The sequence below is a fragment of the Accumulibacter sp. genome, from assembly GCF_031732815.1.
Classification (GTDB): Bacteria; Pseudomonadota; Gammaproteobacteria; order Burkholderiales; family Rhodocyclaceae; genus Accumulibacter.
Genome location: NZ_JAVMKF010000319.1, coordinates 1 through 11,433, shown reverse-complemented (window position 1 = coordinate 11,433; position 11,433 = coordinate 1). Strand labels below are relative to the sequence as shown.

Here is an 11,433-nt window from a genome sequence, read left to right as displayed (position 1 = left end):
AAGAAATGCTGTCGCTCGAGATTCTGGCGTGCGGTCTCGTATTCTTTTTTTGAGATTTCATAAATGCGTTCGGCAAATTCGCTGCGCAGCTTCACCTGCTCGTATTGGCGGATCTTCTCGGCGGCAATGGCCAGCGACTCGCTGTTGGTCAACTTGGCCTTCAGGTCATCGATTTGTTTCGAGATTGCCTCAATTTGCCCGCGCCTCTGCCGCTCCGTGACAGAATTGCGGTCGATGGAGCCCGCCACGGCGGCGCTTTGCGCTTCCAGCTCAATCTTCTGCAGCGTCAGGTTGAAGACGACGGTACTGATCTCCTTGACCTCGTCGAGGGGGTCGATGGTGCCGGCGCGATTGCGAAAATCGAGAACGGCCTGTCGCTGTTTGGCAAGCTCCTCGGCCGCGCGATCAACCTCCGTCGCGGCGCGGCGCAGCGCGTCCTGCCTCGATCGATCCGCCATGCGGTTGATAAGCGCCTCGCTCTTGTCGAGCACCTTCTGCGCCAGAAGCTTCGCATCCTCCGGCGAATAACCCTTGGCCCGCATGGTGATGATATTCGAGACTGTGTTGATGCTCGCCGAGACCCGGTTCTGCCAGTATTTTTCGATCTTTTCATAGCTGGCATCCGCCGGAAGGCGTGACCAATAGTCAATGTCGCTGCGCCCGAAGACCTTGGCCAAAAGTTCGCGCCCGCCCACATCTTCGATGACCGCACGGCTCTTGATGTAGCTGATAATGATCTGCCCGTCCTGACTCGAGCTTGATGCATCCTTGCCGGTAAACTTCTTGAGGATTGAAAGACCCTCTGCAATAGCATCGGCTTTTTCCGTAGAGCGGACAATCATACGGACCTCTGCAACATATTGCGGCGAGGCCCACAGCAACAGGTATGCGAGAAAACTCAATGTCGGCAGAAGGACGCACAGAAAGAATGTCGCGGTGACAAAGCGGGCAAAACGCCCCTCAACGCGATCCTCTCCATGGCTGCCGCCGATGTCGATTGTGTCAGGCGTCTTCGCAGGCAGGGCTGGCCGCAACGTGCTGACCTGCTTGGCGCGGGGAGGCGAACGTTTCACGAGCGAGATAAGCGTCATAGTCCCGCCTACATCATTTCCGCCAGCGAATCTTCGAAAAATTCGTAAAGTGCCAGATCTTCCTCAATGATGTCGGTTGCGGGGCCGATGCCACGCAACAACTCGGCGAGTTCCTCCGTTCCCGGCACAGTGGAATGACTGGTCCCGCTGAGGATTCTGCGCTGCATCAAGCCGTCGAACACGGCACTGAACGTCTGATAATCGCTGCGCCGTCCGACCAACCTCATTCTCGCAAGATGGTCCAGGGCGATTGCGACCTTTTTCCGGTCGAGCGGCTCGGCGATCTCCGCACCGAAGGTCCGCGTCATCGGGCTGCGCATCAAATCCCGATTGCGGCCCTCCAGCCCGCGAAACAAAGTGGCGATGTCCTTCTTTTTCTCAAGATCCGTTCGAGAAACCAGCATCATGACTTCTTCGAGCGGTTCGAACATCTGTCGGATGCTGGATTCGCGCGGCATTTTCGACAGGGCGGTCAGGAACAGCAGCCGTTCCGCGAGTTCCTCGAGAGGTGCGCGCAACAACGCGACGCACTGGTATTCTCGTTCGCTCAGCGGCGCCATGTATCGGAGATAGTTCGGCATGCCGCTCGCGAAAACCGAACTGACGTGCTGATTCCACAATAGCGCAAGATTGGTTTCGAGCGGCTGCCGGTCGATCGATGGATACTGAACCCCGAAGTGCTCGCCGATGATCCGGTGCAACCGCCATTGCGGCATAAGGGAGCAGTCGAAGAACATCAGCTTGCTGTCGATTTGCTCGGCCGAGGTCGAACGGCGATAAATGGTAATTCCGGTATGAAATTCGGAAAGGCTTACATCCGGCAGCGAGGCGATCTCAGGTATGAGCTTGTCGTCCACCAGGAAGCCGACATGCCCTGTGGCGTGCCAGCCCAGATCAAGCAAATCCGGTCGAAAGACGTTTGCTTCGAACTCGATCGGGTCCCTGTCGGGGATGCGGACGATAAAGCGCGGACAAGTTGACGGATTGTCTGGCGTGAGCCAGCCCGAGAGGACCGCAGGTGTCGCAATATCGATATGAAAGTTCATGTTCGGGACGTTTTACATGGCTTTCCGGCCATAACAAGTCCGCCACGCGGCGGGAACCGGCACACCGCAAGCTGTCCTGTCATCCTTTCCTGATGGATGACAGGGTTACACCTTCGATCGCGGCCATCTCCTCGGCAACCAACTGGACCGTCTGCGTGATTTCTTCGGGCGTATGGGTCGCGTTGATGAAAAAACGCAACCGGGCCGATTTTTCCGGCACACCGGGAGGCAGGATCGGGAAAGCGTTGATGCCGCGCGCAAGCAATTTCTCGGCGAGAAGGACGGTGCGGACCGTTTCGCCGACGATGACGGGAATGACGCCGACACCCCAGCTCTGCGCGACGTCGAGCCCCGCTGCACGCGCTTGTTCCCGGAATGCACGGGAATTGCTCTGAAGCCGCTCCACCCTTTCCGGTTCGCGCTGCATCATCTCGAGTGCCTTGGCTGCCGCGGCGGCATTGCCGGCCGGCATGCCGACCGAATAAACAAACCCCGGTGCTTGATGCTTGAGGATATCGACGAGCGTCGAAGAGCCGGCGACATACCCGCCGCAGCTGACGAGCGATTTTGAAAGCGTACCAAGCCACATGTCCACGCGCCGGGGATCAACGCCCTGCGCTTCGAAGATTCCGCGCCCGGTCTTGCCCAGAACGCCAAGCGCATGGGCATCGTCCATCATCAGCCAGGCGCCGTATTTTTCCTTGATCTCCACCAGACGCGCGAGGTCCGGGCCATCGCCATCCATCGAGAAAAGGCCCTCGGAGACGATCATGACCCGGTTGAACCGACTTCTGTCGCCTTGCAGCATCGCTTCCAGATGGTCGAGGTCGTTGTGGGCGAAGTTGCGGCGCGTGGCGCCGGAAAGCTGCGCGCCGACAACGATGCAGTTGTGGATGACGGCATCGTGCAGGATAAGGTCCTTGGGACCCAAAAGGGTCGCGATCGTCGAGATTGCAGAGGCGTGACCGGATACGAACACGATGCAATCCTCTGCATCGTAGTTCGCGGCCAATGCCAATTCGAGATCGCGGTGCACCTGCCGCTCTCCCGCGCTGATCCGGCTCGCTGAGACCGAGGTGCCGAACTGGCGCGTCGCCGCCTCTGACGCCGCGATGACTTCGGGATGCCCGTTCAATCCAAGATAGTCGTACGAGGCAAAATTGATGACAGGTCGCCCTTCGATGCGCGAATGCGCGCCCGCCCGTTCGTCATGAATGCGGTAATACGGGTTCTTGAAGCCGGCAAACGCCGCAAACTCGCGCTGGAAAACCATCTGCTGGTAGATGGGAAGCGTCGAGAATTCGGTGTCGTACTTGGGCTGTTCGGTCTCCATACGGCGCGTGCCCGCGCCATCGTTCCTGCGCATGGTCGCGAGCAGATCGCCGAACCCTGAAGCCATCTTCCTACCTCGACCAATTTCCGACATCGTTTACCCCATGGTCGGCCGCGAAATGCGGGGACCAGAATAGTCTCAGGTGCCGACCTTGTCGCGCAACGCCTCAAGATCCTCTGACGAGAGGTCAACAGTCGTGTGTTTCTGGACGAGAGTGACCAATTGCGCCAGCGACGGATCCGTATCAGCCTCGCCTGAGTGCTCCGTCAACTGATTGAGGATATTGTTGGCGATGTCCGTGAGGCGCCGGTCGCCGGCACCGATCATCGGGACTTCGCGTCCTGAGAGGCGTTCGATGCTCAAATGCAATTCGAGCGCCATCAGTGAATCGAGACCGAGTTCGCCGAGCGGTCGATCAACATCGATCTGTTCGACCGGCATGCGCAGGATATGCGAAACTTCCCGCCTCAACGCCTCAGTGACAACGACAAGCGCCTCGGCCTTGGGCTTGCCGCTGATGGCGCTGAAAAGGTCTTCGCCCTCCTCGCCGCCTTTGTCGCGCCCCGTCAGAGCGAGGCCGGTGAAGGCGGGGCTGTTGAGCAGGGCCAGTTTCTCGGCTGCCGCACCGGGCGCGATATTGGTGTAGAACTGGATCGCCCCAGCTGCATTGCCCATTGCAAGCAGACGACCTAGGTGAGCGAGGCCTTCCGAAGACTTGATGCCGACAACGCCGGTCGTGCGGCGCAGCCGTTGCCCGAGCTGCTTGTCACGGGCGATGATGCCGACGTCCGCAATCGCGCCCCATCCGATCGCCAGAGCGGGCTTGCCCTGTGCCCGGCGACGTTTGGCAAATGCCTCGAGGAATGCATTGGCTGCCACATAGGCACCCTGGCCGGGGCTGCCGATTACCGTTGTCGCGGAGGAATAGACGACGAACAGGTCGAGGGGCTGTCCTTCGGCCGCGGCTTCGAGGTTGAGAACGCCCTTCACCTTCGGGCGCAGCACGGCGCGCAGCCGCTCCGGCGTAAGGCTGGAAATCATCCCGTCATCAAGCTGGACGGCCGCATGAACAATGCCGCGTAGCGGTCCATGCTCGGCACACATCCGCCTGACGAGATCCTTGACGGAGGCCTTGTCCGTGACGTCGAGTGTGGCGACCACGACCTTCGTGCCGGCGGCTTTCATCGCGTCGACCGAAGCTGCGAGTTCCCGTTCGACCGTGCCGCGCCGCGACGCCAGCACCACCGTACCTGCGCCTTTCCGCGCGAGCCATTGTGCCGTGGCGAAACCAAGGCCGCCGGTGCCGCCGATGACCAGATAAACGCCATCGCCGGCCTCGAACTTTTCGAGGCTGAAATCCCTGCGCGCCTGCTGCGCCGGGCGTACCACGATTTTCCCGACATGTTCGGAAGCCTGCATCGATCGGAAGGCATCGCCGATTTCATGGGCCTCGTAGGCCTGGTAAGGCAAAGGAAACAGCTCGCCGGAGGCCATCAGTTCGGTCAGGTTTGCCATCATCTCGCTGATCATCCGACGATCATGCGAGAGCAATTCGTCGAGATCGACGCCGAAATAGGCGATGTTCCTGATGAACGGGCGAAGAGCGAGCTGCGAGTTGTCGAGATAATCGCGCTTGCCGAGTTCGATAAAGGAACCAAAAGGCTTGACGAGCTTGAAGCTCGCTACCATCGCCGGGCCCGCGAGCGAATTGAGCACGATATCGACGCCGCCGATATCGTGTCGGATCGCGTCGACGAACCGCTCGTTGCGCGAATCGTAGACGAGGTCGGCACCCGCTGCACGGGCGATAGCACGCCTTTCCTCGCTGCTTGCCGTCGCAAGGACCCTCGCGCCGGCGCGCTTGGCGATCTGGATTGCCGCCAAGCCCACGCCGCCTGCGCCGCCATGGACGAGCACAGTCTGACCCGCGCGGATGCGCGCCCGTTCGACAAGCGAGAACCATGCCGTGGCAAATGCGACGGGAATCGTTGCCGCCGCCTCGAGCGCCATGCCGTCCGGGACGGTCATGAATTGCCATGCCGGTGCCGTCACGTGCGAGGTGAAGGCATCCCGTGCAAATCCCATCACGCGATCGCCTGGCTTCAAGCTGGTAACGCCTGGGCCGGCGCGGGTGACGATGCCGGCGCATTCGAAACCGAGCGAGGCCGCGGTCAGGCCGGCACCGAGCAGGTCGTCGTCGAGAATGCCGAGGCCGACCAGAATGTCCCTGAAATTGAGGCCGACTGCGGAAACCGATATCTCGACCTCTCCTTCGGCGGGTTCGGCCAATACCTCCCGAACCCACTGGAAACTTTCGAGACGGCCGGGCTGATCGAAACGCAGCACGCTCCGCTCCGAGGCCTGCAGAGGCCGATCGGCTTCGAGGCCACGCCGAATGCGGTTGACTCGCAAACCATCGGGCCCCACCAGCCATTCCCGTTCCAGGCCGGGCGTACGGAGAAGCTGCCCCAACAACTGTGCGGCGCGTTCGGGCACCAGCCTGAGATCGATGTCCAGGAGCCTGAGATCGACGGCTGGGAACTCATTGATCGCGACCCGTACGAAACCGTACAGCGCCGCATCGCTCTCGCTGACGTTTCCACCTTCGGTCATGGAGTCATGCGTCGCCACGTAGACGCGGACCGGGCGGTCCAAACCGGCGAAGCTCTCCAGAAGCGCCTTGATCGCCTCGATCCGGAGCGCAATTTCCTCGACCGCTTCCATCGCATGGCCATTTCTGGGCCAGGACGGAACGGGGACAAAAACGGTAGGAACGATATCTTCCGGCAGCCCGCCAACCCAGTCGGCCAGAGCGGCAGGTTTGGCGGAGTCAAAGGTCTCTGCCGTCAGGTGACGGGCCAGCTTGGCGATTGCACCTTCTCCCGGATTGCCAAACACGGCGACCACGGGTTCGATGTCTGCCGTTGCCGTTGTGGAGGCAATCCGGCCGTGCAGTATGACGCCGGATGGCGACGAGACGGACGTTGTTTCAAACTCCGAAAATCCCATCGCGGAAAGCGTTGCCTTCACAGCATCCGCCGTCGGCGTACGCAGGGAACCGGTCTCCGTACCCGGGAGTGGCGTCAGCCAGCCGGTCCAGCAGCCGCACAAGGCATCGAGGTAGATGTCAGAACCGGGCACCGCCACCAACACCTCGGCCGAAGGCGAGACGAAATCGGTCAGGCTTCGGAGCGCCGGCAGTTGCGTCGAGTCGATCGGACGCGATGCGACATGCAGCACCAGATCATGCTGTGCGGCCGATGCTGCTTTCGTTCCCTCCGCGAGCAGGAGATACTCGATATTGCCCCCGCTGTGCTGCACGCGGTGATCTTCGATCGAGGACGGGTCGGTGGTCGCTAAAGTCAGATCGATCAGACCGCGATCGATCAAGGGCCTGCAAATTCGGTCCAGCGCCGCATTCCACGGTTCAAGCGCAACCACCCGCAGACGACGCGGGGACGCGCCGGCAATCTTCTCCAGCGTTTCGGCAATCGCCGAGATCACCGGCGCCGCCAGGGCGCCATCGACTTCCAGGCGACGCAGCATGTGGGGTGAGAGCGAGACCTGGTTTCCGCTTTCCAGAACCGATCTCGCGCGGACGACGGCATGCGCCGCCAATCGCAATTCAAGAGTGGCTTCGGGACAGCGCTCCGCCAATGTACCCAACAGGGTGTCGGGGGGCGGAAGCGGGTTTTCGGCAACCAGGGTCCGGGCGGTACCATCTCCAGAAAGCGCCCCGAAATGATCGAGGACATCGAACAGGGCATCAAAATACGCCTGTGCCTTGGCAGCTATCCGGGGGCTTTCGCGCAAGGCGGGGAGGCTGGACAACCTGGTTTCCGACAGCAACGCCTTGAAACTCTCGTAGGCGGTGGAAACAACCAGCGCACGCGTCACCAGCCAACTGTCGGGCGCCGAGTCGGTCTCCAACGCAGCCTCTGGGAGTGCGTCATCGACGATTTTGCCCAACATCACCGGCGAAATGTCGAGCGGTTCGGCCCGGAAGGTTCTGTCGTCGATCGTCGCCTTCGAAAGATAGAGGGCGCGCAGCACGGCGGCCTCGACGGATACGGCCAGTTCACCGGCCTCGTCGAGAAGGCTGATGGCAACCGTTTTGAAGCGGTTGGTTTCATGCGTCAGCAGGGTAATCGCGCGGCGGATCGTCGCTCCTTGCTTCCAGACGCAAATCTTGCGGAACCGGACCGGAAGATGGGCCTTCGTCTCCCCGTCCAGTTGCGGTCGCGAAATGAAAAGACCGTGGAAGGCCGCATCGAGCGAAGCCGGATGAACGACGTGTAGATCCTCGAACGCGCCAAGGCCGCCCTCAGGGGCAGCAAGTTGGGCATCGGTTGTAACCGGATCGCGCTCGCTTGCTGTGACGAGCTGGAAAAGAGGGCCGTATTCGAGCCCCGCGCGTTCAGCTTCCGCGTAGACTTCGGCAGCGGTATCCGAGACCTTTTCGGATGCGATCGGCGGCGGAAGGACCTCGGCCAGAGCCCGTTTGAAGGTGCTCAGGACACCGCGCGCGTGAAGAACCCATTCCTGGGCTGAAAAACGACGGCGCGACCAGATTTCGATTGTTTCTGTTACTTCGAAGTACCGCGTCGAAATTTCCCTGGCCTCGCCATCGGCGATGGCCAAGGCCTTGAAGATATCGAACTCGTCGAGTTCGAGCATCTGCCCGGCGAAAAGGTCGCGACCGGCAGCAAGCGCGATCTCGATCAGTCCTGCAGCCGGGACGATGACGCCGCCATCGACCCTGTGGTCGGACAGGTAGGGCACGCGCGCCGTATCGATTAGACTGCGCCACTCCGGCGAACCATCCGCCATCTTCGCACCAAGCAGCGGATGCAGAGGTTCGGACTGCCACATGCGGCCAAACGACAGCAACGCTTCGTGTGTCGCCGGCAGGTTGTAGTCGCTGTGCTGGAACGGGTACTGCGGAAGCTCGACAAAACTCGGGCCTCGGGAGCCGCAAACCGCATCGCGATCGAAGCGCGTGCCATGGGCGATCAACCTGCCGACAATCGCCATGACCGGGTCGCGCTCGGACACGTCGTTGGCGTTCAGACTGGCGAGCACATCGTGCTGGCCTCCCTTCGTGCGCAAAACCTCGGCTATGGGGCCGGTAAGAATTGCGCGCGGCCCGATTTCGACGAAAACCGGCATGGCCATATCTGCCGCCGTTTCGACCGCTCGCTGGAATTGCACAGGACGGCGAACATTGTTCCACCAGTAATCGCCCTGAAGCGCACTGCCGGGCAACGAGGAGCCGGTCACCGTGGAAACGAAGGCAATATCGGCGTCGCGCGCGACGATCCTCGCGAGATCGGCGATCATCTCGTCCCGCAGAGGGTCCAGAATCGACGAATGGAACGGATAGTCGATATCGAGTGCTACGGTCGCCAACCGGCGCTTGCGGCAATGTCTTGAAAATTTCGCGAGCGGGTCGGCCGGCCCGGTTACCGTCGTGGAAGTCGGAGAGTTGGTGGCGGCAATTTCAAGCGCACCACCGCCATCCAGATTGTCGAGTTCTGCGCGAACGGTTTCTTCGTTTGCCGCGACGACCAGCATGCGGCCCCGGCCACGCACGCCCTCCTGGTGGCGCGAACGCAGGTAAATGAGGTTCACAGCCTCTTTTCTGGTCAGGGCACCGCATGTTTCGGCGGCGGCGACCTCGCCGACACTGTGGCCGAGTACGACAGCCGGCCGAATGCCGTAACGCCCCAGCACCGCAGCCAACGCGGACTGGATCGCGTAGATCAACGGCTGACTCACCGAAGTGCTTTGCAAACGGTCGGAATGGATCCCTTGCGCAATCGAATCCGCGAGCGACCAACCGGACAACGGCTGGAAGATCGCGTCGATTTCCTGGATCTCCCGGCGGAAGTCGGCGTTCGCGGCATAGGCGGCCTTGCCCATCTCGCCGAACTGGGAACCGTTACCGCTGAAAACGAACGCGACATCGACCTCGTCGCCGGAAGCCTGGCCGAATTCCGCACCGTCCCCGACGATGCCGTCGCGGTGATAGTCCGCCAGCAGTGTCGTTATCCTGGACGGAGTGCCCAGAGGAACCGCCAGCCGGAATTTCTGTGCTTCGTTCTGATGGCCCAGCCCGGCCGCGATTTGCGCGACATCGGCCCCGGTTTCCAGCAACTGCACCAGCGCGCCTGCCTTTGTCCGCAGGGCCGGCTCGGTCGCCGCCGTGAGGACGATCATCGATGGCGCGGAGACGTTGGCGCCAGGTACTGCCCGCGCGCGACCGGCAGCTTCGCGTTCCGTCTTGCTCGGCGCGCGCAGCACGACATGGGCATTGGTTCCGCCGAAGCCATAGTTGCAGACGCTGGCCATCAGCAGCCCGTCGGCAGTTGGCGACAACTCGCGCGCGTTCGCGTTCGGAACGAGGTTGAGAGCCTCGAAATCAATCGATGTGTTCGGCGACTCCAGGAACAGCGACCGCGGGAGGACTCGCTTTTCGAGCGCCAGCGTCGATTTGAGGAGTCCTGCGAGCCCGGATGCGGCCTCGAGATGACCGATATTGGATTTCGCCGAGCCGATCGGAAGAGGGCGGCTGCGGTGCTGGCCGAGCGAAAGGCCAATTGCGCTGGCTTCGATCGGATCGCCGACTTTCGTCCCGGTTCCGTGCGCCTCGACGAAGGCGAGGCGATCAGGATCAAGGTCAAGCGCCGAATAGAGATCTGTAATAAGCCGACGCTGACCGTCGAGAGATGGCAGGGAAATGCCGGTCGTGCGGCCATCCGAGTTGATGGCGGAGCCGACCAGCACGCTGCGGATACGGTCGCCGCCGGCAACGGCGTCATCAAGACGCCGAAGGACAAACACAACCGCACCCTCGGATCGCACGTAGCCGTCCGCATCCTGAGAGAAGGGGCGCGAAAGACCGGTCGGCGAAAGCATCCGCGCTTGCGAGAAGCCGATGAAAGGGGCGGGCGACAGCAAGAGGTTGACGCCGCCGACCACGGCGAGGTCGATCTGCCCGTCGCGCAGCGCCTCCATCGCCTGATTGATCGCGACGAAAGACGAGGAACAGGCGGAATCGAGCGTGAAGCTCGGGCCGTGAAAGTCAAAACTGTAGGAAATGCGGTTGGAAAGGATCGACAACGAATTGCCGGTCATGAAGTGGCTCTCCATGACCGCAGGATCGTGCGAGGCTCCGCTCTGATAGTCGACCATGGAGGCGCCGACATAGACGCCAACATTGGCACCGGACAGCGACAGCGGCGGAATACCGGCATCCTCAAGCGCGTGCCAGGTCATCTCGAGCAGCAGGCGCTGCTGCGGATCCATTTGCTGCGATTCGCGAGGTGAGATACCGAAGGGGGTCGGATCAAATGCGAAAGGGTCGTCGAGATATCCGCCGGCGAATGTATAGGCAAATCCCGGCTCGGGATCGCCCGCGCGGAGGAATCGCTCTATGCTCCAGCGTCCTGTTGGGCGCTGGCGAACGCAGTTCCTCCCCTCGCGCAGCAACGACCAATACGCATTAACCGAATTGGCGCCCGGCAGTTGGCACGAAACGCCGATAACGGCAGCTTCATCCAAAACGGAGTTAGCCTTTTTCACCATCAAAAAATCTGCCTGACTTGCTCAGGACGACTACGGAACCTGGCCAGAGAGTTAGTTACCTTGGCCAAGCTTTTGTTGCCTTGACGGTAGATTGTCAATGCCGCGCACGCGCAAAGGCGGTCGCGAAGATTGCGGCGCGAATGCCGAGGCACCGCGGACTTCAAGGATTGGCCAATCGTGTGGCAAAAGTGCCATGGCCTTGCCGTGATACCGGGCTGGGGCCGGTCATCGGCTGTCTGTCCGAACGATTAGCTCGGCATATGATCGCGGATCAGCAAGGCGATACCGACAATCAGCGCCCAGAGGATCGCCGCCGGCAAATTGACCATGAACCAGAGCAGCCAGCGTTTCGGATATTCCGCCTCTTCCGCTTGCG

General features: G+C 61.3%; 4 protein-coding genes. All 4 read right to left on the bottom strand.

Annotation, left to right across the window (positions count from 1 at the left end; genetic code table 11):
• Nucleotides 1–1,091, bottom strand: a 1,091-nt coding sequence (locus tag RKP46_RS19695; RefSeq protein WP_311108199.1) for a hypothetical protein, incomplete at its 3' end; no start/stop codon positions are given.
• A gap of 8 nt (nucleotides 1,092–1,099) precedes the next feature.
• Nucleotides 1,100–2,137 carry a hypothetical protein gene (locus RKP46_RS19690; protein WP_311108198.1) on the bottom strand — a complete coding sequence of 346 codons (1,038 nt, stop codon included), beginning with the start codon at nucleotides 2,135–2,137 and terminating at the stop codon, nucleotides 1,100–1,102.
• 79 nt (nucleotides 2,138–2,216) lie between these two features.
• On the bottom strand, nucleotides 2,217–3,536 hold the full coding sequence (locus RKP46_RS19685; protein ID WP_311108197.1) for an aminotransferase class I/II-fold pyridoxal phosphate-dependent enzyme: 1,320 nt from the start codon (nucleotides 3,534–3,536) through the stop codon (nucleotides 2,217–2,219).
• A 72-nt stretch (nucleotides 3,537–3,608) separates the two neighbouring features.
• Nucleotides 3,609–11,057, bottom strand: coding sequence for a type I polyketide synthase (locus tag RKP46_RS19680; RefSeq protein ID WP_311108196.1), 7,449 nt, complete (start codon nucleotides 11,055–11,057; stop codon nucleotides 3,609–3,611).
• Between the last annotated feature and the right edge of the window lie 376 nt (nucleotides 11,058–11,433).

Coding starts and splice junctions, on each gene's coding strand:
- RKP46_RS19690 (WP_311108198.1), bottom strand. CDS start 2,137: ATGAACTTTCATATCGATATTGCGACACCTGCGGTCCTCTCGGGCTGG.
- RKP46_RS19685 (WP_311108197.1), bottom strand. CDS start 3,536: ATGGCTTCAGGGTTCGGCGATCTGCTCGCGACCATGCGCAGGAACGAT.
- RKP46_RS19680 (WP_311108196.1), bottom strand. CDS start 11,057: ATGGTGAAAAAGGCTAACTCCGTTTTGGATGAAGCTGCCGTTATCGGC.